General features: G+C 70.3%; 24 protein-coding genes. 8 read left to right on the forward strand and 16 right to left on the reverse strand.

The window, feature by feature from the left end:
- Positions 1-58 precede the first annotated feature (58 nt).
- The 11 genes from Q7W02_13725 to Q7W02_13775 form a co-directional block, all read right to left on the reverse strand.
- Positions 59-619 carry a glycine zipper family protein gene (locus tag Q7W02_13725; protein MDO8477227.1) on the reverse strand — a complete coding sequence of 187 codons (561 nt, stop codon included), beginning with the start codon at positions 617-619 and terminating at the stop codon, positions 59-61.
- Positions 616-966: a hypothetical protein gene (locus Q7W02_13730; protein ID MDO8477228.1), complete on the reverse strand. Its 351-nt coding sequence runs from the start codon at positions 964-966 to the stop codon at positions 616-618. Before Q7W02_13730 ends, Q7W02_13725 begins: the two co-directional genes overlap by 4 nt.
- A gap of 199 nt (positions 967-1,165) precedes the next feature.
- Complete coding sequence (locus Q7W02_13735) at positions 1,166-2,557, reverse strand: amidase (GenBank protein ID MDO8477229.1); 1,392 nt, start codon at positions 2,555-2,557, stop codon at positions 1,166-1,168.
- The gene (locus Q7W02_13740; protein ID MDO8477230.1) at positions 2,554-2,766 is read right to left on the reverse strand and encodes a hypothetical protein; all 213 of its coding nucleotides are present in this window, start codon (positions 2,764-2,766) and stop codon (positions 2,554-2,556) included. The genes Q7W02_13735 and Q7W02_13740 overlap by 4 nt, the downstream gene beginning before the upstream one ends.
- Entirely contained in the window at positions 2,763-4,382 is a 1,620-nt protein-coding gene (locus Q7W02_13745) for a hydantoinase B/oxoprolinase family protein (GenBank protein ID MDO8477231.1), read from the reverse strand. Before Q7W02_13745 ends, Q7W02_13740 begins: the two co-directional genes overlap by 4 nt.
- On the reverse strand, positions 4,379-4,933 hold the full coding sequence (locus tag Q7W02_13750; protein ID MDO8477232.1) for a GNAT family N-acetyltransferase: 555 nt from the start codon (positions 4,931-4,933) through the stop codon (positions 4,379-4,381). The genes Q7W02_13745 and Q7W02_13750 overlap by 4 nt, the downstream gene beginning before the upstream one ends.
- The gene (locus Q7W02_13755; protein MDO8477233.1) at positions 4,930-7,023 is read right to left on the reverse strand and encodes a hydantoinase/oxoprolinase family protein; all 2,094 of its coding nucleotides are present in this window, start codon (positions 7,021-7,023) and stop codon (positions 4,930-4,932) included. The genes Q7W02_13750 and Q7W02_13755 overlap by 4 nt, the downstream gene beginning before the upstream one ends.
- A 3-nt stretch (positions 7,024-7,026) precedes the next feature.
- A complete protein-coding gene (locus Q7W02_13760) occupies positions 7,027-8,559 on the reverse strand; it encodes an ABC transporter substrate-binding protein (protein MDO8477234.1) in 1,533 nt (510 codons plus the stop codon).
- Positions 8,560-8,946: 387 nt separating this feature from the next.
- Positions 8,947-10,233: a group II intron reverse transcriptase/maturase gene (ltrA, locus tag Q7W02_13765; protein MDO8477235.1), complete on the reverse strand. Its 1,287-nt coding sequence runs from the start codon at positions 10,231-10,233 to the stop codon at positions 8,947-8,949.
- Between the two features lie 542 nt (positions 10,234-10,775).
- Entirely contained in the window at positions 10,776-11,555 is a 780-nt protein-coding gene (locus Q7W02_13770) for an SDR family NAD(P)-dependent oxidoreductase (protein MDO8477236.1), read from the reverse strand.
- Positions 11,556-11,582: 27 nt separating this feature from the next.
- A complete protein-coding gene (locus tag Q7W02_13775; protein MDO8477237.1) occupies positions 11,583-12,410 on the reverse strand; it encodes an LLM class flavin-dependent oxidoreductase in 828 nt (275 codons plus the stop codon).
- 63 nt (positions 12,411-12,473) lie between these two features.
- On the opposite strand from Q7W02_13775, the gene Q7W02_13780 reads away from it, so the two are divergent.
- The 6 genes from Q7W02_13780 to Q7W02_13805 are packed head-to-tail and all read left to right on the forward strand — an operon-like array spanning position 12,474 to position 16,331.
- The gene (locus Q7W02_13780) at positions 12,474-12,806 is read left to right on the forward strand and encodes a stress response translation initiation inhibitor YciH (GenBank protein ID MDO8477238.1); all 333 of its coding nucleotides are present in this window, start codon (positions 12,474-12,476) and stop codon (positions 12,804-12,806) included.
- Positions 12,807-12,808: 2 nt separating this feature from the next.
- Positions 12,809-13,642: a methyltransferase domain-containing protein gene (locus tag Q7W02_13785; protein ID MDO8477239.1), complete on the forward strand. Its 834-nt coding sequence runs from the start codon at positions 12,809-12,811 to the stop codon at positions 13,640-13,642.
- 40 nt (positions 13,643-13,682) lie between these two features.
- Positions 13,683-14,366 carry a nitrile hydratase subunit beta gene (gene nthB / locus Q7W02_13790; GenBank protein ID MDO8477240.1) on the forward strand — a complete coding sequence of 228 codons (684 nt, stop codon included), beginning with the start codon at positions 13,683-13,685 and terminating at the stop codon, positions 14,364-14,366.
- Between the two features lies 1 nt (position 14,367).
- Entirely contained in the window at positions 14,368-14,997 is a 630-nt protein-coding gene (nthA, locus tag Q7W02_13795; protein MDO8477241.1) for a nitrile hydratase subunit alpha, read from the forward strand.
- Between the two features lie 2 nt (positions 14,998-14,999).
- Positions 15,000-15,824 (forward strand): nitrile hydratase accessory protein, encoded by an 825-nt coding sequence (locus Q7W02_13800; GenBank protein ID MDO8477242.1) that lies wholly within the window; start codon positions 15,000-15,002, stop codon positions 15,822-15,824.
- 9 nt (positions 15,825-15,833) lie between these two features.
- Positions 15,834-16,331 carry an L-2-amino-thiazoline-4-carboxylic acid hydrolase gene (locus Q7W02_13805; protein MDO8477243.1) on the forward strand — a complete coding sequence of 166 codons (498 nt, stop codon included), beginning with the start codon at positions 15,834-15,836 and terminating at the stop codon, positions 16,329-16,331.
- Here the strand turns inward: Q7W02_13805 and Q7W02_13810 are convergent.
- From Q7W02_13810 to Q7W02_13830, 5 genes are all read right to left on the reverse strand, one after another.
- Positions 16,309-17,631: a tetratricopeptide repeat protein gene (locus Q7W02_13810; GenBank protein MDO8477244.1), complete on the reverse strand. Its 1,323-nt coding sequence runs from the start codon at positions 17,629-17,631 to the stop codon at positions 16,309-16,311. The two genes, Q7W02_13805 and Q7W02_13810, sit on opposite strands and share 23 nt — an antisense overlap.
- Positions 17,632-17,661: 30 nt before the next feature.
- On the reverse strand, positions 17,662-18,222 hold the full coding sequence (locus Q7W02_13815; protein MDO8477245.1) for a cysteine dioxygenase family protein: 561 nt from the start codon (positions 18,220-18,222) through the stop codon (positions 17,662-17,664).
- Positions 18,223-18,233: 11 nt separating this feature from the next.
- Entirely contained in the window at positions 18,234-18,986 is a 753-nt protein-coding gene (locus Q7W02_13820) for a rhodanese-like domain-containing protein (GenBank protein ID MDO8477246.1), read from the reverse strand.
- A 197-nt stretch (positions 18,987-19,183) separates the two neighbouring features.
- Positions 19,184-20,812 carry a rhodanese-like domain-containing protein gene (locus tag Q7W02_13825; GenBank protein ID MDO8477247.1) on the reverse strand — a complete coding sequence of 543 codons (1,629 nt, stop codon included), beginning with the start codon at positions 20,810-20,812 and terminating at the stop codon, positions 19,184-19,186.
- Positions 20,813-21,042: 230 nt separating this feature from the next.
- Entirely contained in the window at positions 21,043-21,681 is a 639-nt protein-coding gene (locus tag Q7W02_13830) for a vitamin K epoxide reductase family protein (GenBank protein MDO8477248.1), read from the reverse strand.
- 107 nt (positions 21,682-21,788) lie between these two features.
- On the opposite strand from Q7W02_13830, the gene Q7W02_13835 reads away from it, so the two are divergent.
- The gene (locus Q7W02_13835) at positions 21,789-22,643 is read left to right on the forward strand and encodes a VOC family protein (GenBank protein MDO8477249.1); all 855 of its coding nucleotides are present in this window, start codon (positions 21,789-21,791) and stop codon (positions 22,641-22,643) included.
- A gap of 20 nt (positions 22,644-22,663) precedes the next feature.
- Positions 22,664-23,029 (forward strand): nitroreductase/quinone reductase family protein, encoded by a 366-nt coding sequence (locus Q7W02_13840; protein MDO8477250.1) that lies wholly within the window; start codon positions 22,664-22,666, stop codon positions 23,027-23,029.
- Positions 23,030-23,921 lie beyond the last annotated feature (892 nt).

The following is a 23,921-nucleotide window of genomic DNA, read 5'->3' on the forward strand; positions in this document are numbered from 1 at the left end:
CTGGATCATAGGGCACCTCCCCTAGTGACTTCTCAATTACACCAGCCGGCGGCAGCTGCTAGCGCGCAGGCCCAGGCGGCGGTGGCGGCGGCGGCCCGGCGGGCGGTGGCGGCACCCCCGGAGGCGGCGGTGGTGGCGGAGGCGGCGGAGGCGCCGATGACCTGTATCCCGGCTGCAGGCCCCTAGAGACCGGAACCTGATTGCCGTTGGCGTACATGCACTGCACGTACGCGATGTCGTAGCGCCTCTGTACCGAGATGCCGGCGCCGTAGGCATTGCCGGCGCCCACCATCGTCCCGCCGAGGAGTCCAGCGCCTGCGCCCACGGCCGCGCCGGTTGCCGGGCTACCCGAAGCGGCACCGATGGCAGCCCCGAGCCCGGCGCCGACCACCGTGCCGACCACCGCGCCTGTCACGGTGCTGGCCGCCCCGGCTTGGTTGGGCGTGATGCCGGTCTGCTGCAGCGCCCACTGCCGGCACAGCGCGTCATCAGCCTGGAACTGATCGAAGTTCTTCCCGTTGCCCGGCAGCACCATGACGCTCGGCCCCGTAGGCACCGTCGCGCACGCCGTCAGCAGGAGCGAGGCGCTGACCGACACGATGACCCTTTTCGCTGTCATGGCGCCCTCGGTGAGACCTTTACCCACGGCTCAGGGCAGCTTTGGACCTGTGGGTAATAGCCTTGGGCGCTCGGGCAGTAGTACCAGTAGACCGGCGTGGCCGGGGGCAACGGCGCCTGCTGGACGTAGATCGGGGGTTCCTCGACGATGACCTGTGCGGGCGGGTAGTAATACGGCGGATACGAGTAGTACGGATAGGGCGGACCCCACCAGAACGCGGGCCCGACCTCGATAAAGACGGCGCCCCCTCCACGATGGTGCCAAGCGTAACCCGGTGCGGCATGGAGGACCAGGAGTCCAACCACCAACCCTACGACCAGGAGCCATATCCAGGCTGGCCTTCTCATGACCGCCTCCTGCGAAGAACCATAGCCAACTACCCTCAGGATACAGCCAAGCACACCTCAACGCCACTCAAGCATGGCAGGCGTCCACGAAGGTGAGGTGAGCCGCGGGTAAACCGGAATTCCCCGGTCTCGTGCGCGACGAGGCGAGCGCACGTCGGCCGTCATCACGGCGTACGCCGACGGCCCCGCCGGACTCGCTCTAGTCGACCTTCGGGTGGCGCGTGTGCCAGTCTGTCAGCGACTGGTACGCCCGCGCCCCGGCGAGGATGGTGTTCTCCTCCCAAGCGCGCCCCATAAACTGGATGCTCGTGGGCAGCCCCCGCGCGCCGAAGCCGTTGGGCACGCAGACGGCGGGCAGCCCTGCGCCGTTGCCGACGGCGCCCATGACGTCCTTCGCGGTGGCGCGGATCGCGCTCCTGAACTCCTGGCCGAGCACCGGCGCCTCGTTGGTCCGCCCCGGCGCCACCAGCGCGTCGAAGCTCCCGAGCACGCGGTCGATCTCCCTCGCCATAACGCCGCGGAGCCGCATGGCCTTGACGTAGTCCTTGGCGAGGATGGCGTCGCGCGCGTATGGCGTATGGCGGTCCTCGGGCGCGGTCAGCCCGGCGATCCCGCCCGATTCGATCAGGTCCTCGAAGGCGGCCGCCGCTTCGACCTGGAGAATGGTCCGCGTGATCTGCTCGTACGGCAGGTCGGGCAGCGTGATCTCCTCCACCGTGCCCATCTTCCTCAGCACTCCCAGAGACCGCGCGAAGTTCTCGGTGACGGCGTCCTCGCAGCCGTCAGTGACGTTCGTGATGACCCCGAAGCGGAACCCCTTGCGATCAGCGGCGTCGTAGCGGTACGGCCGGTCGCTCGCGGTCGGATCCTTCGGATCCCGCCCGGCCATCGCATCGAGGACCAGGCCGCAGTCGTCCGCCGTCTGGGCGAGCGGCCCCAGCTTGTCGAGAGTCCAGCAGAGCGCCATGGCGCCGTGGCGGCTCACCCGCCCGTACGTCGGCCGCAGGCCCACGAGGCCGCAGTAGCCGGCGGGCGAGAGGATGGAGCCCCACGTCTCCGATCCGATCGCGAACGGAACAAGTCCGGCGGCGACGGCGGCGCCCGAGCCGCTCGACGACCCGCCGGTCCACGCGTTCGCGTCCCATGGGTTGATGCAGGGCCCCGTGAACGACGCGGTGGGCTGGCGATAGCCCATGCCGCCAGCGAGCTCGATCATGGCGAGCTTGGCCACGAGCACGGCGCCCGCCTCCTCGAGCTTGCGGATCACCGTCGCGTTGAAGTCGAAGCGCTGGTCCTTGTACGGCGCGGCGCCCCAGGTCGTCGGCGCGCCCGCCGTCGCGAGGAGATCCTTCGCGCCGTACGGGATGCCGTGGAGGGGCCCGCGGTAGAGGCCCGCCGCGATCTCGCCCTCGGCGCGCCGCGCCTGGCTGAGCGCGTGCTCGCGCATGACGGTCACGACGGCGTTGTACTTGGGACCGAGGCGCTCGAGGCGATCGAGATAGAGCTCGGCGAGCTCGACGGGCAGGAGCTTCCGCGTCTTCAGGAGGGCACCCAGCTCGCGGAGCGGCGTGAAGAGCACCTCCGCCTTCATGGCTCGGCCCGGTACGGCGCGAAAGGCTGCATGGGCTCGTCGGCGTTGGTGAGCCGCATCAGGCGGAGCACGCGCGCGGCCTCGACCTGCGCCTGCACGATCCGGCTAAGCTCGTCCAGCTGCTCCCGCGTCAGGCGATCGCCGTAGCGCTGGCGCACGATCTCGAAGAGCGCATCGGCCTCCGGATCGGGCTTCGCGGGTTCGCTCATCTCCTCTCCTTCCCCCTCCCAGAGTAGCCGAGCGCCGCGTCGCGCTTTCGCAGCACCTGGGCGCGAACGCGCGCCGGCCCGTAGCCGCCGCCGCCCGGAGTGCTGACGAGCACGGTGTCTCCGTGCGCAAGCACGTGCTGGCGGCGGTGGTCCACCTTCTTGCCGTTGATCCTGACGTCGCCGATGCCGCCGGGTCCTCCCCCGGCGAGACCCGGAGCGGGGACGCGCGTGCGCTCGGCCATGAAGCTCAGCACGATCGGCCGCCGCGAGCGGCTCTCGAAGAGCACGTCCTGGCCGAGGCCGCCGCGGAAGCGCCCCTGCCCGCCCGAGGCCTCGCGCATGCGCTTGTGGCGGAAGAAGAGCGGGCTGTTGCGCTCCGCGATCTCGACGGGCGTGCTCGAGATGTTGCTCGGCCAGGAGAGCACGTGCTCGCCGTCTTTCACCGCCGTCGCGCCCATGCCGCCGTTGAAGAAGAGGACGTTGGTGTACGGGCGCCCGTCGTCGCGAGTGCCGGACTGCGCCACGGCCCAGAGCGGCGAGCCCGCGCCCGCCATGACCTTGTCGGGAATGACCTGGTGGAGCGCGCCCAGGACCAGCACGGGCACGTAGTGGCCCGTCTGGGCGCGGCTGACGACGGCGGCGGGAAACTTCGGGTTCAGGAGACAGCCCTCGGGCGCCTCGACCTTGACCGGGCGGTACATGCCCTCGTTGTTCGGCAGGCCGGGGAGGAGAGCGCAGCGCACCGCGTAGGCCGTCATTGCATAGGTGTACGCCATGACACAGTTGATCGCGCGCGGCTGGGCGGGCGACGTGCCCGTGTAGTCCGCGATGATCTCGTCTCCCCTGACCGTGAGCGCGATCTTGAACAGGTAGGGCTTCTCGAAGCCGTCGGTCTCGAACGCGAAACGGTAGGTGCCGTCCGGCACAGCGGCAATCGCGCGCCGCATCGCGCGCTCGGACCTCGAGAACAGCTCGTCGCCCACCGCGTCGAGGGAGGTCAGATCGTAGTCGTCCATCAGCCGCGTAACGCGGTTGTCCATCAGCTCGTTGGCGCTCACCTGCGCCCAGATGTCGCCCATGGTCTGGTCCGGCGTGCGGACGTTGGCGCGGATCAGCTGGATCATCGTCGCGTCGGCCGCTCCGTCCCGGCGGAGCCGGCTCAGCGGGATGTGCAGGCCTTCCTCGAAGAGCTCGCGCGCCTCGATGGCGCGTATGCGCCCGCCGATGTCGGGCATGTGCGAGGTGGTGGCCGCGAAGGCGACGAGCCGGTCCCGGTGGAAGATCGGCTTCACGAGACAGACGTCGCTCATGTGGCCCGTGCCCTGCCAGGGGTCGTTGGTGATGAAGACATCGCCCGGCTTCATGCCGCCGGCGCCGAACTCGCCGAGGAAGTGGCGGACGGTGGCGGGCAGCGTGCCGATGAAGGACGGGATGCTGCCGGAATTCTGCGCGAGGGCGAAGCCCCGCGCGTCGGTCAGGACGCAGGCGAAGTCGTTGGCCTCGTTGGAGAGCGTGGAAAAGGACGTCCGCACGATGGCCTTGGCCGCCTCGTCGACGACGGAGATGAGCCGCGTCCAGAGCACCTCGAGCGTGATGGCGTCGAAGCGGGGCGTCATGGGCGCTCCCCTGTCTCCTTGATGCGGGCGAAGCTCCAGACATCGCGCGGTACCGGGCCCAGGTTCGGGAAGACCAGCCAGCGTCGGAGCACGCCTTCCCTGACCATGCCGACCTTCTCGAGTACACGCTGGGATGCAACGTTGTCGAGATCCACCGTCGCCCACACACGATGGATCTCCGGTTGGGCGATCACCCACTCGACCACAGCGCCTGCCGCCTCCGTCATGAGACCGTGGCCCCAGTAGCGCTGAGCGAGCACGTATCCCACCTCAGCGCGGCTGGCGGTGAGGCGAAAGTCGATCATCCCCGCGACGTATCCGCCCTCCGACATCGTGATGAGCCAGGAAAACACCGTCCCCGCCTTCCGCCCCGCCTCGCAGTACTGCTCGAGGAACTTCCGCGTTTCATCCAGGCTCCTGTGCGGCGACCACGAGGTGTACCGCGCGACCTCCGCATCCTGCGTATACGCGTCGAAGATTGCCGGGGCGTCCTCAACCACCGGCGCGCGAAGCCGGAGCCGAGGTGTCTCGAGCACAGCCGGTGGATTCACGGCCCGCCCAGCGTCAGGACGATGTTGCCGCTCGACGCCACGTGGGCGCTACCGCCTGGGCCGACGACGAGCGTCGAGCCCTCCTCCTCGAGGACGGCGGGGCCCTCCATCTCGTCGCCGACGCCGAGACGGTAGCGGTCGTAGACCGCCGTCTCGACGAAGCCGCCCGCCTCGCTGAAGTACGCCGGGCGCTTCCCCTTGAGCGCGGCGGAGGCGCCCATGCCCTTCCTGCCCCGGAGCACGACCTCGCTGCCGGACACGGGCGCGCGCGCGGACACGCGGATGTTGAGGAACTCCACGGCGACACCCGGCGGCGTCAGCGTGAATTTCTCGCGGTACGCCGACTCGAACGCCGCCGTCAGCTTCGTGCGGCTTAGGGCGCCGTCGTCATAGGGGCCGTCGGGCAGCTCGACGACCAGGTCGAAGCCCTGGCCCAGGAAGCGGCCGTCCGCGAGGCGCTTCACGGTCGCCGTCTCGAGCTTGAGGCCGGTGTCGGCCATGACCGCCCGGGCCTCGTCTTCGAGGCGCGTGAACGCGGCCTCGAGCGACGTGAGGCTGCCCGTGTCGAGACGAACCCCGACCGTGGCCACGCGGTCGACGCGCGCCGGCGCGACGAGGAGACCCAGGGCCGACGCGACGCCGGCCGAGGGCGGGCAGATCACCCGGGAGATCCCGAGCTTTCGCGCGACCTGCTGGGCGTGGACGGGCCCCGCGCCGCCGGTGCAGAGGAGCGCGTAGTCGCGAGGGTCCCGCCCGCGTTCGGCGATGTGCACGCGCGCGGCAGAGACCATGTTCTCGTTGACGATGTCGTGTATGCCCCACGCGACCTTGACAGGCTCGAGCCCCAGCGTGCCGGCCAGCCTCTCGATCGCCTGTCGCGCCGCCGCGACATCCGCCTTGACCTCGCCGCCGGCGAAGTAGCCGGGATTGAGATAGCCCAGGAGGAAATCCGCGTCGGTCACCGTGGGCTCGGTCCCGCCGAGGCCGTAGGAGGCGGGACCGGGCTGGGAGCCCGCGCTCCGCGGCCCGACCTTGAGGAGCCCGATCTCGTCCACGGAGGCGATGCTGCCACCGCCCGCGCCGATCTCGATCAGCTCGATCGTCGAGATTCGGATGGGCAGGCCGCTGCCTTCCATGAAGCGCTTCTGGCGCGCCGCCTCGAAGCTGTAGGCCGTGAGCGGCTCGCCGTCGTCGACGAGCGAGAGCTTGGCGGTGGTACCGCCCATGTCGAAGGCCAGGAGGCGGCCGTTGCCGTCGGCGCGGCCGAAGAAGGCGCCCGCGAGCGCACCGGCCGCGGGGCCGGACTCGAGCATCTGCACCGGTGTCCGCTGGGCCTCTGCGACGTGGGTCAGCCCGCCGCTCGACAGCATGAGGAGAAGCGGAGCCGGAATGCCGAGGCCGTCGAGGCGCTTCGCCATCAGCGCGAGGTAGCGGTGGGCGAGCGGCTTGATATACGCGTTGGCGACCGTCGTCGAGGCGCGCTCATACTCGCGGATCTCGGGCGCGACCTCGTGGGACGTCGTGACCGCGATCTTCGGATGGCGCTTCGCGATGATGCGCGCGGCCTGCGCCTCGTGGCGCGGGTTGGCGTAGGCGTGGAGGAAGACCACCGCGATGGACTCGACCCCGGCCTGGACCAGCGCCCGGGCGCGGCTCTCGAGCTGCGCCGTGTCGAGGCGGCGCTCGATACCGCCGTCGGCGCGAGAGCGCTCGGCGACTTCGAGGCGCAGGTTGCGCGGGACCAGGGGCTCGGGCCTGGCGATCTGGAGGTCGTACAGCTCGTACTTGCGCTCGCGGCCGATCTCGAGCGTGTCGGCGAAGCCCGCCGTTGTGATGAGGCCGGTAGGCGCGCCCTTGCGCTCGATCAGCGCGTTGGTAAAGAGCGTAGTGGCGTGGACGACGCGGGTGAAGTGCTCCGGAGCCAGCCGCCCCTCTCCAAGAAGCCCGGCGACGCCCGCCGCCACGGCGCGGGCCGGATCCTCGTGGGTGGTGAGGACCTTGCGGCTCCACTGGCGCCCGCTGTCATGGTCGTAGACCACGATATCGGTGAAGGTGCCGCCGATGTCGATCCCGAGCGAGTGGTGCGGCACTGGTTACTTCTTGAGCCTCAGGTCCTCGAAGGGCGCGGAGTAGGCGAACCCGGGAATAAGGCCCGCGCCGGATTCCTCGACGCGCGGTCCCACGCCCCAAATGAACGCCAGGTCGTAGATCGGGATGTTGACGACCTGCTCGTGGATCCGCTTCTGGATCTGGTGCACCAGCGCCTCGCGCTTCTTCCCATCGAGCTCCCTGCCCTGGCGCACGTAGAGGTCGTCGATGTCGGGCAGGCTGCCGTAGGCGTAGATGCCGTTCTTCGTCGCGTAGGGCTCGATCCGCGTCGCCGCATTGCCGAACGTGGCGGTGACGACGAGGATCACGCCGTGCAGCTTCTTCTCGCGCCAGGCCGAGAAGTAGGCGGCGCGCTCCATCGTGCGCTGGCGCGTGCGGATCCCGACGGCCTGGAAATATCCCTGGATGGCCTCGCCCATGGAGTTGTAGGGCGGGAAGGGGGTGAAGTCGCCGCCGTCGAAGCCGTTCGGGTACCCGGCCTCGGCGAGGAGCTTTCGGGCGCGCTCGGGATCGTAGGCGGGCGCCTCGAAGGTGAGCGCGTACTGGAAGATCCGCGGGACGAAATTCCCAGTGAGCCGCGAGAACCCGAGCGTCTCGGCCTTGTTCACCGCCTGGCGGTCAATGGCATGGCTCGCGGCCAGCCGCACGCGCCGGTCCGCCCACGGCGACTTCGGATCCCACTGGTCCGGCAGCTCGAGCCAGAAGGCCCCTGAGAGCAGCGGCGCCACAACCTTGAAGCCGGGTGCCTTCTGCACCGCCTCGGCCGTCGGGCCCGTGAGAAGGTAGACGAGGTCCACCTCGCCGTTCCGGAGCGCCGCGGCGCGTGTCGACTCCTCCGGCAGCGAGCGCATGACGAGCCGCTTTATCGAGGGCGCCTTGCGCCAGTAGCTGTCGAATGCCTCGAGCACCAGCTCTACGCCGGGCTTGAACGAGACGACCCGATAGGGACCGGCGCCGACGGGCGCCGCCTTGAAGCCGTCCTCGCCGACTTTCTCCACGTACTTCTTGGGGACGATCCACGCTGCGCCCGAGGCGGTCGTGCCGTAGAACGTCATGAAATCCGGCCAGGGCTCCTTGAGGACGAAGCGCACCTGGGTAGGCGAGAGCGCCTGCACCTCCTTGACCTTGTCCTTGAGGAGAGTAGCGGAGGCGCCCTTGTAGCGCTCGAAGGAGAACTTGACGTCGTCCGCGGTGACGGGCTCTCCGTTGTGGAAGCGCGCGTTCTTCCTCAGCGTAAACGTATAGGTCAAGTGGTCCTTGGATTCCGTCCACGACTCCGCCAGGCTCGGCGTGTTGAGCCCCGCCGGCATCGGCTTCACCACGGCGTCGTGCACCGCGTAGAGCACCATGAACGGGGTGTTGAACGCCTCCGTCTCCGCAGGGTCGAGCCACTTGGGCGCCAGCGTCACGTGCAATCCCCAGCGCATCTCGCCCTCCGCGGCGGCGGCGACGGCGGCGGGCGTAGCGACAAGCAGGGTCAGGGCAAGGGCGAGGCGGCGCACATTGAGGGTTCTCATGGCGAGACCCTAGGCCCGGGAGCGCGAAAGGTCAAGCCCCTGGCGTAGTAGGCGGCTCAAAAAGGTCCAGATGCGAGGCGGCGCCCGACGGCGCAGGCCGGCGAGAAGGGTCCAGATGCGAGGCGGCGAGGGATGCGACGAGCGAGGCGTACTCTCCGTACGTTGAGCGAGGAGCGACCGAGCCAACGGTCGGGTCGAGGATTGGCGCGGTACCTCTTAGGCTCCCCTTGGCTGTATCCGCCGTTTCCAGCTTCGTGCCCGTGTAGGTTTGCCGTGAGCCCGTCTCCAACCCCCGCCACCTCAAACGGCGCAGACGGATTTCCCGTACGCCGCTTCCCTGGTAGCTTCGCGTCAAGGGTTATGCGACCTATCCGCCGGCGAGCGCTTTCAGGCATTGGCCCGATACTGCACTCGGTAGTCTCCGAAGAGCCCGAGCGCCTCATGCAGCCACGCCGTACTCCACCTCGTCCAGCCGAAGCCCCCGCGATTTCTCGCCCGCATCATGTGCCGCCGCACCTTCTTCTCGACCCACAGTTTCACGTAGGCCAAGCCGCGACTCGCGTGCCCGATCCGGACGTAGGCCACCCAGCCGCGCAGGATGGGGTTGATCTCGGCGATCACCCCCCGGATCGGCTGGGAGTCCGAGCGTTGGCACACCGCCTTGAGCTTTTGCAGCACCGCCGTCCGCTGTGTCAGCTTGGGCGTGTACTGCGGCCGCCACGCGCCCCGTCGCGAGCGGACGCGCCGGAAGTCAAACCCCAAGAAGCCAAAGCTCTCCCCCTGGCTCAGGTCCACGATCCGGGTCTTGTCTGCGTTCACCCGCAGATGGAGTTTCGCGAGCTCCTCATGGAGCCGCTGGTGCGCCGCCTGCAGCAGCCGGTCATGATGACGGTATCCGTCCACGAGGATCACCAGATCGTCGGCGTAGCGCGCGTACTCGAGGTACGTGTACCGGCCGTTCCGGGTCTCCTCCTTGGCCCGCTCCAGCATCGCGTCCACCTCGGTCAGGTAGACGTTCGCCAGCAGCGGCGAGATCACCCCGCCTTGGGGCACCCCGCGTTTCCCAGAGGCTTTCAGCATCCGCTTCACCAAGTGCAGGATCTCGCCGTCTTGGACCCGGCGCGCGACCTTCCCGAGCCGCACGTCATGCCGCACGGTATCGAAGAACGCCGCCACGTCCACGTCGATCACCCGCGTCTTGTGCTGCACGATTGCCTGGGCCACCCGGTGCACCGCCTCATGCGCCGACCGCTGCGGACGATACCCATACGACCCGTCGCAGAAGTCCGCTTCGACGATCGGCTCCAGAATGAGTTTGAGCGCACCTTGGACCACCCGGTCCCGAATCGCCGGAATCCCCAGGACGCGGACCTTGCCGCCATCTTTCGGGATCTCCACGTGCCGGTTCCTGAGCGGCCGGTAGGTGCGAGCGACCAGCGCGTCCCGCAATTCCGCCAGAAACTGCTCCACCCCGGCCCCCTCGATCGCCGCAAACGTCACCCCGTCGAGACCCGGGGCCCCGTTGTTCTTCTTGGCGACCTCGTACGCCGTGCGCAGCGTCTCCAGCTTCGTCACATGCACGTACAGGCCCCAACACCGCCAGTCCTTCTCAGCCTTCGCCTTGCCGTAGAGCCTCCGTCTCAGGTCTTGCAGACTGATGGGTACGGTTGTCATCGCACCCCTGCCTTCCATGTCGTTGGAGGCGTTGCCGACCAGTAGGGCTCCTTCGCTCCACTGGCATGACCCCGCTTCCCCGCTACTACGAGCCCGTCCTCCACCCTCTCGCCTTCCGCCCACTTCCCAGGGACACTGGTTATAGAGCGTACCTGGCTCCGCCGCTTTCCCGGCGGGACGAGGAGGGCTTCTCCAGTTGCTCGGCGCGTCCTGGTCACCGTGCTGTCGCTCCTACCCCGCCGGAGTGCCCCGCCGCGTCAGCCACGCTGCGACGGGTCATGCGGCCTTCGCCCTCTGCATGCGGGCTCGGCCTCCGGGGTTTGGTCCTTTCGGGGCCTGCTCGGCGTTCACTCACGTTACGGCCCGGTGACTCACTCACCACCCTTTCGATGGCTTTGTCGGTGGGCTTCAGGGCCTTGATCTCTCTCCGCCCTGCCACCCGAGTTACGGGGGGTTGGCTTTTCCCCCGGCGGGTCTGCCTCCCGCTGAACGCGCCAGCCTTCACTGGACGCACATGCAGATGGGCCCTTATCGGCGGCCTGCTAGAAGATGACGTAGCCACCGTCGATCACGAAGGTGTCGCCGGTGTGGTAGCGGCTGGCGTCGCTGGCAAGATAGACGGCGACGCCGCCGAAATCGTCGCCGACGCCCCAGCGCCGCAGCGGCACGCGCGGCAGCACCTTGCCCTTGAACGCCTCGCCGTGGAGCGCCGCTTCCGTCATCGGCGTGTCGATCCAGCCCGGCACGATGGTGTTGGCGCGGATCTGGTGCCGCGCCAGCTCCACCGCCATGGACCGTGTCATGGCCATGAGCGCGCCCTTGGTGGCGGAGTAGTGCTCGCTGCGCGCCGCGCCCATGACGGCCGCCAGGCTCGCCGTCGAGACGAGCGAGCCGCCGCCGCCGCGCTCGACCATGTGCCGCGCGGCCGCGCGGAGGCTGAAGAATGTCCCGTCCAGGTTCACGCTCATCACCCGCCGCCACTCGGCCGTGGACATCTGGGTGAAGCCGCCGGACGCGCCGCCGCGCCCGCTGACGCCTGCGTTGGCGAAGAACGCGTCCACCCGGCCCAGCGCCTTGACGGTCTCGGCGAAGCTGCGGTCCACCGCGCCCTCGTCGCTGACGTCGCAGCGGATCGCCAGCGCCTTGCCGCCGTGCCCTTGGAGCCGCTTGAGCGCCGTCGCGTTCTTGCCCTCGTTGGTGCCCCAGATGCAGACGGCGGCGCCCGCCTGCGCCATCGCCTCGGCCATGCCGAGCCCGATACCGCTGTTGCCGCCCGTGACGAGCGCCACCTTGCCGCTGAGATCCAATGCCTTGTACGCCATGGAGGTCCTTTCGCTATGAGAGCGCGCTCAGCCCGCGAGGAGGCGGGCTGCGGCGCGGATCTGGGACGGGTCGTAGGGCGGCTCCGTCAACAGGATGACGCGGTCGACGCCCACGCGCTCGAGGGCGGCACGGTTCTCGGAATCGGCGCGGAGCCAGGCGGGCGCCCAGCCCGCGAAGACGCTCAGGCTGAAGCGTGCGGGGTCGCGCCCCGTCGCCTTGTGCTCGCCGCGCGCGATCTGCGCCAGCTCCGCGAGCCGCGGGTGGCGCGCCTGAGTGTTGAAGCCGTCGCCGTGCTTCCCGGCGATGGCCGCCATGCGCGGCCCGAAGCCGCCGATGACGATGGGCGGCGGGGGATCGGCCCGCAGATAGCCCTCCGGCTTGTCGAGGCGGTAGTGCGAGCCGGTGAAGCTCGCGCGATCACCCGACCAGAGACGGCGGAGGATCTGCGCGGCCTCGGCCACGCGCTGGGCGCGCACGGCGTCTGGCTCGACCACGAGGCCGAGCGCCTCCTGCTCCCGCGCATAGGGCGTGGCCTTGCTCCCTCCGGCGCCGAGTCCAAGGATGAGACGCCCGCCCGACACCTGCTGGATCGTGGCCGCCATGTTTGCGAGGAGCCCCGGGTGGCGGCTCGACACGTTGAGCACGAGAGGTCCGAGCGCCACGCGCTTGGTCACCTCGGCGAGCGCGGCGAGAGTGGTCAGGCACTCAGGCACGCCCGCGGGGTCGCCGTCGGGGTCGCGCAGATGGTCCCAGGTCCAGATGCCGTCGAAGCCCGCCTCGTCGGCGGCCACGGCCGCGGCGCGGACCCCGGCCCAGCGCGCGCCCATGGGAATGAGGAGCAGGTCGGTCTTCACCGCCGGGAGTATATCCCGCCTGGAACTTGCTAGACTACCAGCCATGAACAATTCCTGGCTGCCATGAAGGATTCGCGTCGCGTGTACTCGACCGAGAAGGGCCGCATCAGCCGGCACGCTCCCCCGCGCGCACCGGCGCCCGCCGGCCCGAAGGCGCCGAACGACGGCGTGGTGCGCATCTTCCGCGATCGCAACGGGAGGAACGGCAAGGTGGTGACCGTGATCCGCGGTCTGCCCGCTCGCGAGCTCGAGGAGCGCGTGTCCGATCTCAAGCGAGCCTGCGGCGCCGGCGGCGCCGTCAAGGAGGGCGCCGTCGAGATCCAGGGCGACCACCGCGAGCGCATCGCAGCACGCCTTCGCGGCCTGGGCTACACGGCCAAGCTGGCGGGCGGTTAGTCATGACCCAGTATGGGCGGCAGAGCCTCTGGCGGGACACGGCTGGTCTCGACGCGGGGAGAGCCCGCGAGCTTGCCGACCGGCTCGAGCTCCGCGCCAAAACCCAGGACGAGATCGAGGCGCGGGCGGCCTACCTCGACCTGCTCGGCGTGACGGCAGGCGAGCGCGTGCTCGACGTCGGCTGCGGCAGCGGCGTCGTCACGCGCGACATCGCCCGACGCGTCGGCCCGGGCGGGCGCGCAGTCGGCGTCGACCAGAGCCCGCAGTTCCTCGCCGTGGCGCACGAGCTCGCGGAGGGGGCGGGGCTCGGCGGCCGCGTAGAATTCCTCGAGGGCAGCGCGCAGAGCCTCCCCTTCCCCGACGGCGCCTTCGACGTCGCGGTCGCCGTCACGGTGCTCTCGCACACTCCCGGCGGCGAGAGTGCCATTCCCGAGATGGCGCGCGTGGTGTGCCCGGGCGGGCGCGTGGGAGTCTTCGACCTCGACACCGACATGACGTCGGTCACACATCCGGACCGCGCGCTCACACGCCGGATCGTTGCCGCCGCCTCGGACGCCACCGCCGTGGACGGCTGGCTCGCGCGGCGGCTGCCGCTGCTCTTCGCGCGCGCCGGGCTCCAGGACGTGCGGGTGCGCGGCTTCTTCCCGCTCGAGACTGATCCGCGTGGCTTCTACGGCGGGCTGGCCGAGCGTGCCGCCGACACGGCTCTCACGGTCGGGGCCATCACGGAGGCGGAGCGCCGTGGCTGGCTGGATGCGCTCCACGCCGAGCAGGCGCGCGGGCCGGTCATCGCCGGCAGGCTCCACATCTTCACCTGGGGCCGCAAGCCGGCTTGACAGCCCTGCCTCGCCGCGGGATCATCCGCGCACACCCACCATGAACGGCGTCCACGACCTCGGCGGCAAGCATGGCTTCGGACCGGTTGAGCGGGAGCCGAACGAGCCCGCCTTCCACGCGGACTGGGAAAAGGCCGTGCTCGTGATGAACCTGGTCGGCATGGTCAAGCGCATCTACAACATCGACGAGTTCCGCCACGCCATCGAGCGCATGGGACAGGCGCGCTACCTCGACACGAGCTACTACGAGCACTGGCTCGCCTCGGTCGAGACGCTGCTGATCGAGAAGGGCGTGGTCGGCCGCGACGAGCTCGACGCGCGGACCAAGCACTTCGAGCGGAACCCGAACGCCCCGCTGCCCGATCGCAAGGACCCGGAGCTCCTCGCCCGCGTGATGAACGTGGTCCGCAAGGGCATGGCCGAGAAGAGCGAGCCCAACCCCGCGCCGCGCTTCAAGCCGGGCGATGCCGTCGTCACTCGCAATTGGCAGCCGGCCGGCCACACGCGCTTGCCGGGCTATGCTCGCGGGCACCGTGGGCGCATCCATAGCTTCCACGGCGTCTATATACTTCCCGACGCCCATGCGCACGGGCGCGGCCGCTGCCCCGAGCCGCTCTACAGCGTGCGTTTCGAGTCCGGCGAGCTGTGGGGAGACGCCGCGGAACCGAAGGCGCGCGTGCACATCGATCTCTGGGAAAGTTATCTCCAGCCGCTGGAGACCTGATATGGGCAGCCATCATACCGAGCCCGAGCCCTGGGTGGTCCATCGCGTGCGCGCGCTCGAGTCGCTCCTGATCGAGAAGGGCCTGCTGTCCACCGAGTTGGTGGACACGGTCGTGCAGACCTACGAGAAGGACGTCGGGCCGGTGAACGGCGCCAAGGTCGTCGCCCGCGCCTGGGTCGATCCGGCATACAAGCAGCGGCTCCTCACCGACGGCACGGCGGCCATCGCGGAGCTGGGCTTCACCGGGCGCGGCGGCGGGGACAAGATGGTCGTCCACGAGAACACGCCCGCCGTCCACAACATGCCCGCCGTTCACAACATGGTAGTCTGCACGCTCTGCTCCTGCTACCCATGGATCGTGCTCGGACTCCCGCCCGTCTGGTACAAGTCGCCCGCCTATCGCTCGCGGGCCGTCCTCGAGCCGCGCAAGGTGCTGGCCGAGTTCGGCGTCGAGCTGCCGCCCGACACCGAGATCCGCGTCTGGGATTCGAGCGCCGAGATCCGCTACATGGTGCTGCCGCTGCGCCCCGAAGGCACCGAGGGCCTCTCCGAGGCCGAACTCGCGGCGCTCGTCACCCGCGATGCCATGATCGGCGTGGCGCTCTGCCAGGCTCCCGCGGCGGCCCGGTAGCCGTGCGCAACGTCGTCTCGCGCCCGGACGGCCGGCGCATCCACGTGGCGCGCATGCAGGGACAGCTCTTCGTCTGCGCCGATGCCTGTTGCTGCGGGCGCGTCCAGGACGGTTACGCGCCCGTGCCGCGGGACCTTTACCACAGCGAATGGGAGCGGCGCAGCCTGCGCAATCGCGTGCATCTCACCATCGGCGGCTGCCTCGGCCCCTGCGCGCTGGCCAACGTGGTGATGCTGCTCTTCGATGGGCGGCAGGCCTGGTTCCACTCGATCTCGACGGACGCGCAGGTCCTGGCGCTCTACGACTGGATCGAGGGATTGGTCCGCGCGGAGGAGTGGTCGCCACCGCCACCGGCCCTCGCAGCCTACCAGTTCACCGCGTCCACCTGGGAAGAGCGGCCCGACGGCAAGCCCGTGGCCGACTTACACCTCCGCCAGGGCGCGCCGCAGCCGAAGGCCTGCCGCGTCTCGCCGCCCGCGGCGCTGCTAGGCGACGTCCCGTCGGACAGGCTTGTCGCCAACATGGACGGGCCCGCGGCCGTGCCGCGCAAGAACGGCGAGCTGGTCTTCGAGGAGCCGTGGGAAGGCCGGGTCTTCGGCATGGCCGTCGCGCTCCACGATCACCGCCTCTACGGCTGGGAGGAGTTCCAGCGCCAGTTGATCGCCCAGGTCGCGCAGGCCGAGGCGCGCGGCGAGGACTCGCGCTATTACGAGCGCTGGCTCGCCTCCTTCGAGCGCCTGCTCGCGGACAAGGGCCTCGTGACACCGGAAGAGCTCGAGGATCGCACCGAGGCCTTCGAGTTCGGCAAGCGCGACGAGGTCTACTAGGAGAGGGGCATGGCCGAGCTTCCGCCGGATACGCTCAACGAGATCGGCGTGCTGAAGCGCCGCGAGATCGAGGCCCGCATCCTGATGCCCGTGCTCGAGGCGCTCGGCAGGGAGTTCGGGCGCGACAAGGTGTTCGCCGTCGCCCGCGACACCGTCATCGAGGTGGCGCGCGAGCAGGGGCGGCAGGTGGCGCGGAAGATGGGCGGCAACGGGCTCGAGGACTTCGCGCGCTCGATGGGAGACTGGACGAAGGGCGACGCGCTCGAGATGGACGTGCTCGCGCAGAGCGGCGAGGAGTACGCCTTCAACGTGACGCGCTGCCGCTACGCCGAGCTCTACCGCGCGCTGGGGATCGCCGACGTGGGAGCGCTGCTCTCCTGCAACCGCGACTTCTCGCTCATCGAAGGCTTCAATCCCGACATCGAGCTCACGCGCACGCAGACCATCATGCAGGGCGCGAGCCACTGCGACTTTCGCTTCAAGCTCAAGAAGCCGGCGGCGGGCTAGCGGGCCTCAGCCACGAGCGGTCGCGGGCCGACGGCCGACGGTCCAGCCGCTCGCGGAAGAGCAGCCCGGCCGCCTCGGGACGTCCGGAGCGCAGGTAGGCGCCCAGCAGGGTCTCCTCGAAGACGTCGCGCTGCGCGTGGCTGCCGCCCACGCGCACGAGCTCCGACAGCACCGGAACGAGGAGCCGGATCACCGTGTCGTCGTTGCCCTGCGCGAAGGCCGCCATGGCCTCGGCCACGTCCGCGGCTACGCGCCCCGCCGGCTGTCGCCCCTCCTGCTCGGCCCGGCGCAGCTCGTCGATCCTCGCGGCGGCGCCCGCGTGATCGCCGTAGGCTGCGCAGGCCATCACGACGTGCTCGTCCGCGAAGGCCACGCTCGGCGCGGGAAAAGACCGGCGCGCGAAATCCCGCAGCTCGCCCCACGCCACCGCCCCGCGCTCCTTGTCCCAGAGACGGCAGCGCCAGAGGAGCGACACCGAGTCGGACAGCGTGATGAGGGCCGAGGCGTAGGAGTTCACCGGCCGGATGTGCTCGTCGTAGAGCGTCCAGGCGTGCTCCGGGCGGCCGAGGGCGAGCTCGAAAAGCGCCAGGTGCCAGGACAGGTGGCAGTGCATCTGCGCCGTCCGATTGTAGTCGGCCAGCCAGGGCCGCAGGAAGTCCGCCCCCTCCTCGCATGTGTTCGCCTCGTAGCAGACGTGCGCCTGGGCGTGGGCGGCGTGGCCGTTGCGCGGGTTCAGCGCGAGGGCGCGATCGACGAGACGCCGGCCGCGCGTCCGCTTGTCCGCCTCGGTGCACGCAAAGCCGTGGACGTTGAGGAACCACCAGTCCTCGCCGTACGAGACGGCCAGCCCGTCCAGCAGATCGAGCAGCGCTTCGTTCCGGTCGCGGCGGCCGCTGAAGCCGATCAGGCCGAAGACGCCGCTCGTGAGCGAGAGCACGAGGCCGTCGCGCGGAAATTCCCGCAGGTGTTCGAGGACGTGGGCGAGCGTGCGCGGCATATCGGGCTCGAGGTTGAGCGCGAGCGCCTCGACGTGGCCGCGCTCGCGCCGCGTGGCGGAGGGCGCGAGCAGGACGGCGCGCGCCGCGGCGGCGCGGGCCTCGGGCATGGCGCCGCGCAGCTGGAGCAGGCGCGCGCGGGCCGCGTGCGCGAGCGCGAAACCGGGATCGGCGTCGATCGCCCGCCCGAGCGCCTCCTCGGCGCCGATGTTGGCGGAGAGGAGCTTCTCCACGGCCAGCACGTACTGCTCGGCCGCTCTCGGCGACTCGGTCGAGAGCGGCAGGTCCCAGAGATCCTTCGACATACGCCGGCGTCCGCGCTCCGGGAGAGTCCGTCAGCAGTTCATGTACTTGGAGCTGACGAGGGACTTGACCGTGCCGTCCTTGTCGAAGGTGTGGCGCTGGAGTCCCGCGAGGTTCTTTCCATAGACGTGGATCTCGACCGTGTCCCGCTTGGTCGGGTTGTACATGGCGTGGATCTCGTCGTGGGGCGGAACGAGCGTGGAGACCGCGCCGGCCTTGTGGCGGAGGACTTCCTTGACGCCGAGGGTGACCCTGCCGCCGAGGTCGCGCCTGCCGGATGATGTATAGCGGGTCTCCTGAATCTCGTTCTCCACGACGCCGACCAGCCCCCAGGTCTCGTGGTCGTGGGATCCCGCCTCGTCGCCGGGGCGCCAAATCACGGACGTGACGTTGAAGCGCGGGGCGCGGTGGAGCATGTAGCGGCCGCGCTGCCCCGCGGGCGCCGTGCGGCACTCGGCCTGGATGGCGTCGGGGTTCAGGCACAGCCGCCCCAGGAGCGGCGCCGCCTTCGCCGTGATCACCGCCGGGACGCCTTCCTCGGCGGTGATGGCGTCGAGGTCGTCCACGAACTGCTTGAGCGTATACGTCGACATGGCTAAGCCTCCTAGGGTTCGACGGGGGTGTCGGAGCGGCCCGCCCACTCCGTCCACGAGCCGTCATACACCGCGACCTCTTTGTGACCGATGAGATGCAGTCCAAGCGCCAGCACCGAGGCCGTGATGCCCGAGCCGCACGTCGTCGCGACGGGCTTGCCCAGATCCACGCCGGCCGCGGCGAAAGCCTGGCGGAGCCCGTCGGGCGGCAGGAGCGTAGCGTCGGGGCGGTAGAGCATGTCGTACGGCAGGTTCAGGCTGCCCGGAATGTGGCCGCCGCGCAATCCCGCGCGCGGCTCGGGCTCGGTGCCGGCGAAGCGCCCGCGCGATCTGGCGTCGAGCGTCTGCTCGCGGCGGCTTCCCATGTTGCGCCGCACCTGCCCGAGGTCGCGGACGAGCGCAAGCCTGCGCCGCGCGGTAAACCGTCGGGGCGCGGGCGTCGCGGCGCCCGACTCGACGGGCCGCCCTTCGGCCCGCCACTTGCGCAGGCCCCCGTCGAGCACGGCAACGCGGTCATGGCCGAAGGCGCGGAAGGTCCACCAGACACGCGCGGCGCTGACCACTCCCCGCGCGTCGTAGACCACCACCAGGTCGGCGTTCGAGATGCCGAGCGCGCCCACCTGGCGGGCAAACTGGGCCGCGCCCGGCAGCATGTGGGGAAGCGAGCTCGCGCGGTCGGCGATGCCGTCGATGTCGAAGAAGACCGCGCCCGGGATGTGCGCCTCCTCGAACTCGCGCCGTGGATCGCGCTGGAGCTGGGGCATGTGCCACGTCCCGTCCAGAACGCGCACGCGCGGACCGGCCGCGTCCCCGCGAGGCTCAACCGCGCCCCCGCGAGGCTCAAACAGCTGGGCGGCCAGCCACTCGGTGCTGACGAGGGCGCCGGGCGCCTTGAGCCGCGACGGCTTCGCGCGCGCCGCCCGGCGCTTCGCGGAGCGCGCGGGGCGCTTCCCCTTCCGCGCTACTTTGACCGCGCGGCGTCGAGGGCTGCGGGATCGAGATCGACTTCCCATTTCAGATATGCCTCCATGGCTTCGCGTCCCTTTTCGTAGGGCTTGAGCACGACGTCGTCGGTCTCGTCGAGGAGCCGGGTCTTGCCCGTCTCGAGCGCCAGCCCCTTGCGCTCCCAGGCCTGGGTGCCGCCCTCGAGCACGCGGACCGACGCATACCCGAGCCGCGCGAGCGCCGCGGCGGCAAGCGTCGAGTGGCGTCCATCGCGGCACGTGAGGACGAGCGCCCGCGCGCGGTCGGGTAGCGCCTGCGGCGCCTTCCACTCGAGGCGGCTCCGGCAGAGCCACGCCGCGCCCGGCACGTGGCCCCGCGCGTACACGTCGCTCTGGTCCACGCTCAGGACCATTGGTGCCCTCGCGGGGGCGGGGGGCGCCTGCGCGGGGGCGGGGGGCGCCTGCGCGCCGACGAGAGCGGCCGAGAGCTCGACGGGGCCGAGCGTGCCGACGGCGGCTCGCGCTGCCGCATAGCCCCAGGGCTCGGGATCCGGGTGGCCGGTTTCGACGGCGCCGCCGCCCGCCTGCCATGCGGGCAGGCCGCCCGCCAGGACGGAGACCTCCGGCAGTCCCATGCGCTTGAGCCACGCGGCGGTCATGATCGACCGCCCCGCGCCGTCGCAGACCAGCACCACGCGCGCGGCGCGGACGGCGATGTACTCATCGGTCGCCTGGACGGCCTGGCCGCCGGGCGCCCAGGCGGCGCCCGCCACGTGACCCTCTTCGTACTCCTCGCGCGTGCGCACGTCGAGGAGCGCCACATTCTCCTCCGCGCGGCGGGCCCAGAGCGCTTCGAGCGCGGCCGGCGCGATCGAGACAATGCCGTCGTCCTTCGCGATCAGCAAGGCCGCGGCCGCCGCGCGCTTCCGGCTCGCCTCGGAGACCGCCGCCACCCGGCGGTCGGCGCCGCGCTCGAGGGTCAACCCGGCCAGCTCCCAGCCCATGGTGCCGTTCTCGAGCGCGACGATGGGATTGGGCAGCCCCATGCGGCGAAGCGACTCGGCGCCGATGTAGCTGCGCGTCCGGCCGCCGCAGTGCACGACGATGGTCGTCTTGGGGCTTTTCGCCAACTCGCCGATCCGCAGCATGAGCTCGCCGCCCGGCATGCTCCAGGCGCCGGGGATGCAGCCGCGCGCGTACTCTTCGGGCGTCCTCGAGTCCACGATGACCATGTCGCGGCCGCCGTCGATCCACGCCTGGAGCTCGTGCGGCGGGATCTGCGGCGTGCGGAGCGTGTGGAGCGCCCACTCGCCGAAGGCCTTGCTCGGCACGTTGATGCCGGTGATCGTCCCGCGCCCCTCGCGGCGCCACGCCTCGAGGCCGCCGTCGAGCACCCGCACGTCGGTGAAGCCCATGGCGCGCACCGCGGGCAGCGCCAGGGCCGCGAGCCGCCCGTCCGCATCGCAGAGAACTATCGGAGTACGCTTGGCCGTCACCAGCTGGGACAACCGGAACTCGAGGAGCCGGCGCGGTAAATTCGTGGCCCGGAAGATGTGGCCACCCTCGTACGCGGCCCGCTCGCGCAGGTCGAGGACGGCGTGCGGACCCGAGGCCGCCATCAGCGCTACGAGTTCGGCCCCCGTCACGGCTTTGCCGCCGTCGGCGTGGCGTAGCGGAACTTCGACAGCTCGGCCAGCTTGTCGAGGGACATGACGCCCTCGTATTTCTGCCCGCCGATCACCCAGGTCGGGTACGCGTGCACGGGCACCTTCTCACAGAGATCCTGGCGCGGGTTGACGCCCTTGGGATCGCACTCGATGTACGGAAGCTCGCTCGCGGCAGACCCGAACCGGGCCTTTTGCTCTTTGCACGCAGGTCACCAGAAGGCGCCGTAGAAGATGCCCTGGCTCTTCGCCAGGTGCTGGGCGAGCGCTGACTGGTAGCCGGCCGGCACCGAGAAGTCGGCGGCGAAGATGAAGGCGCCGAAGACGATGGTGAAGATGCCCGCGGTGATGCCGAGCCCCGCCAGCCGGCCGGGCTTGTAGGCCGCGGCCTGCCGGCCCTGCGCCGGTGGGCGCCGCCACAGCATGACCACGAGCAGCGCCAGGGCGATCCCGCCCGAGGCGAGGCAGTACGGGCAGGTCGCGCCGATGACGAAGATCGAGATGTACGTCAGGTAGAGGGAAAAGGCGACGGCGCCCGAAACCAGCATGAAGGCCGCCTGCCAGCGGCGCGCGGTCCGCGGCATCGCCGCGAGCACGACGATGGCCAGGTAGATTCCGGCGCCCCACATCGCGGTCGGCACGCCGGCCAGCACCGAATAGCGGCTCGCCTGGACGAGATCGCAGCCGCTGCCGCCGCGGCAGAGGAAGGCCTGGGTGCCGCCGAGCTTGAGCGCCGTCAGGTACCCCGCGACGCCCAGCCCCACGAGGGCCAGCGCCACCACGATCCAGTCGGGCCGCGCCAGCTCGGGCGCGACCGCCTCCACAACCTGCGGCTTCTTGAGCTTCGGCATGTCTCTGTCCTCGGAAGCCCTCGGGTCTCCGCCCGGATCCGGGCGTTTTGTGTCAGGATTATCGCACAGAGGCGACGGCGAATGAGCCCCGTCCTCCGGGAGGCGTCATGCTCGAGCGGGTCGACCGGGTGCAGCTCGTCGTCAAGGACAGGCAGGCCGCCGCGCGGACCTTCGGCGAGGTGCTGGGCGCCCAACCCGTGCGCGAGGCGCCGACCGCCTATCTCGGCGCCGCGCGGCTCGTCCTGGCCCTGGGCTCGAGCGAGGTGGAGCTCTGCGAGCCCTCGGGCCCGGGTCCGGCCGCCGAGCACTTGAGCGCCCAGGGCGAGGGGCTGATGACCGCGGGCTTCTCGACGCGCGACATGGCGGCGCTGAAGACCAACCTCGAGCGCCACGGCTGCCGCTTCGCCTCGGAGGGCGCGCAGGTCTACCTCGATCCGTCGGAAACCCTCGGCATGCGCGTGGTGCTTACGCCCGACGCCGCGCGCCCCCCCGTCGGGCTCGTCAGCCATCTCTACGAGGTGACCAACACGCTCATCTCCGACTGGCGCGCGGCGGCCGAGCGCTACACGCGGATCTTCGACCTCGACCCGTCGCGGTTCTCGCCGATCGCGAGCGAGCGCTTCGGCTACGTCGGCACGCTGGCCATGTTCAACCCGAAGGACCGTCTCGACCGCATCGAGATCTCGCAGGTAACCAACTCCAAGTCGGCCATGGGGCGCTGGGTCGCCAAGCGCGGCGACTCGCTCTACATGTGCTACGTCGAGGCCGACGACGTCCGGCCCATCATCGAGCGGCTCGCGGCGCGCGGCGGCCGCTTCACGACCCGCGGCCCGGACCCCGCGACCGAGCGCGACGGGCTCTGGGTCCACCCGTCCGCGCTCTGCGGCCTTCTCCTCGGCGTCTCCCGCACGACGGCCGGCTGGGAGTGGTCGGGGCAGCCGGCCCGCGTCGCGCTCCCGTAGCGCCTGCCCGTAGCGGCTAAATGACGCGCCCGGCGGGCGACGAGCAGGAGTTCCTCTACCTCACGACGCGCGGCAGGAAGACCGGGCGCGCGCGCCAGATCGAGATCTGGTTCACGCGCCGGGGGCGCAGCTACTACCTCGTGTCCGAGCACGGCCCGCGCGCCCACTGGGTGCAGAACCTCCTGATCGAGCCGCGCGTGCGTTGGCTGGTCGGCACGGCTCGGCTCCGCGGGCGCGCGCGGGTGGTGAGGGTCGAGACGGCGCCCGCGCTGGTCCGCGACATCCAGGCGCGCTCGAAGAGGAAATACGGTTGGGGCGACGGCCTCGTGGTCGAGCTCGATCCCGGCCCCCGCCGCCCCCGCCGCCGCCCCCGCGGCGAGACCTAGATCACCCGAGCAACTGGCGAATCACCGGGCAGAACCGGGGCCTCCCCGCGGAACCGTATCTTCTGCGCGTCAACGAAGCCGACCAGGGGGCTGTCGTAGCCTGGATGAGAGACCGTGCAGGATCCGGGTCAGCGTGGTCGGGCGGGAGCCCCTTTTATACCGTCCCGTTCCGAGGCGCCGTTGTCGAGCCATCGGCCACGCGGACGGTCTCGACGCAGGCGAAGATGAGCCTCGCGCCGAAATCGTCTCCGCGGGCGGCCGCGGCTCGCCGTCGGCTGCACGCAGCGTTCAGGGCTGGTCGCCCGGTCGCAGGCCGCTCCGCAAGCAGGTAATCTCGCGGAGCTTCCCGACCGTGTTCTGGCCGTGTTGTTCGCCGCCGAAACAGGACATTGGAAACGGACAGAGCGCGCCGGGGCCCGCGCCTCGCATCGGCCGGAAGGATCTGCAGGATCCCGATCGTGATGTTCCCGAGCCGGACCGGCCGGCGCCGGCCGGCTCACGGCTGGGGCGAGGGTGACCTCGCCCCAGCCTTCTTCGCGTAATCCTTAGCCGATTACTTGACCTCCTTCATGGGCGCCCCGCAGCAGTTTCCAGCTGTCGGAGACGTCTTCCCACACTTCGCGCACTTGTATTGCGCCATGGCCCCTCACCTCCTCTCTTTGGACAGTGCTCTCAATTCGCGTTGATGATGTCCATTGAACTGGGATTCCCGATATGGACCGATCGCCGCCCCTGTGACGGCGTCCACCGAACCGCCCGTCCCGTCGGCCAGCTCGGCAACACGTCCCAACACGTCAACGGCAGCCACTCTGGGAACTCCTGGGAGCGGTGCCGCCCGTTGCCTCCAAGTCTGGTCACTCCGACCGTGTCGTGCAAAATCGCCGGCGCAGCC

The organism is Candidatus Rokuibacteriota bacterium, from assembly GCA_030647435.1.
GTDB lineage: Bacteria > Methylomirabilota > Methylomirabilia > Rokubacteriales > CSP1-6 > AR37.

Coding starts and splice junctions, on each gene's coding strand:
- Q7W02_13725 (MDO8477227.1), bottom strand. CDS start 619: ATGACAGCGAAAAGGGTCATCGTGTCGGTCAGCGCCTCGCTCCTGCTG.
- Q7W02_13730 (MDO8477228.1), bottom strand. CDS start 966: ATGAGAAGGCCAGCCTGGATATGGCTCCTGGTCGTAGGGTTGGTGGTT.
- Q7W02_13735 (MDO8477229.1), bottom strand. CDS start 2,557: ATGAAGGCGGAGGTGCTCTTCACGCCGCTCCGCGAGCTGGGTGCCCTC.
- Q7W02_13740 (MDO8477230.1), bottom strand. CDS start 2,766: ATGAGCGAACCCGCGAAGCCCGATCCGGAGGCCGATGCGCTCTTCGAG.
- Q7W02_13745 (MDO8477231.1), bottom strand. CDS start 4,382: ATGACGCCCCGCTTCGACGCCATCACGCTCGAGGTGCTCTGGACGCGG.
- Q7W02_13760 (MDO8477234.1), bottom strand. CDS start 8,559: ATGAGAACCCTCAATGTGCGCCGCCTCGCCCTTGCCCTGACCCTGCTT.
- ltrA (MDO8477235.1), bottom strand. CDS start 10,233: ATGACAACCGTACCCATCAGTCTGCAAGACCTGAGACGGAGGCTCTAC.
- Q7W02_13770 (MDO8477236.1), bottom strand. CDS start 11,555: ATGGCGTACAAGGCATTGGATCTCAGCGGCAAGGTGGCGCTCGTCACG.
- Q7W02_13780 (MDO8477238.1), top strand. CDS start 12,474: ATGAAGGATTCGCGTCGCGTGTACTCGACCGAGAAGGGCCGCATCAGC.
- Q7W02_13785 (MDO8477239.1), top strand. CDS start 12,809: ATGACCCAGTATGGGCGGCAGAGCCTCTGGCGGGACACGGCTGGTCTC.
- nthB (MDO8477240.1), top strand. CDS start 13,683: ATGAACGGCGTCCACGACCTCGGCGGCAAGCATGGCTTCGGACCGGTT.
- nthA (MDO8477241.1), top strand. CDS start 14,368: ATGGGCAGCCATCATACCGAGCCCGAGCCCTGGGTGGTCCATCGCGTG.
- Q7W02_13805 (MDO8477243.1), top strand. CDS start 15,834: ATGGCCGAGCTTCCGCCGGATACGCTCAACGAGATCGGCGTGCTGAAG.
- Q7W02_13810 (MDO8477244.1), bottom strand. CDS start 17,631: ATGTCGAAGGATCTCTGGGACCTGCCGCTCTCGACCGAGTCGCCGAGA.
- Q7W02_13815 (MDO8477245.1), bottom strand. CDS start 18,222: ATGTCGACGTATACGCTCAAGCAGTTCGTGGACGACCTCGACGCCATC.
- Q7W02_13820 (MDO8477246.1), bottom strand. CDS start 18,986: ATGCCCCAGCTCCAGCGCGATCCACGGCGCGAGTTCGAGGAGGCGCAC.
- Q7W02_13830 (MDO8477248.1), bottom strand. CDS start 21,681: ATGCCGAAGCTCAAGAAGCCGCAGGTTGTGGAGGCGGTCGCGCCCGAG.
- Q7W02_13835 (MDO8477249.1), top strand. CDS start 21,789: ATGCTCGAGCGGGTCGACCGGGTGCAGCTCGTCGTCAAGGACAGGCAG.
- Q7W02_13840 (MDO8477250.1), top strand. CDS start 22,664: ATGACGCGCCCGGCGGGCGACGAGCAGGAGTTCCTCTACCTCACGACG.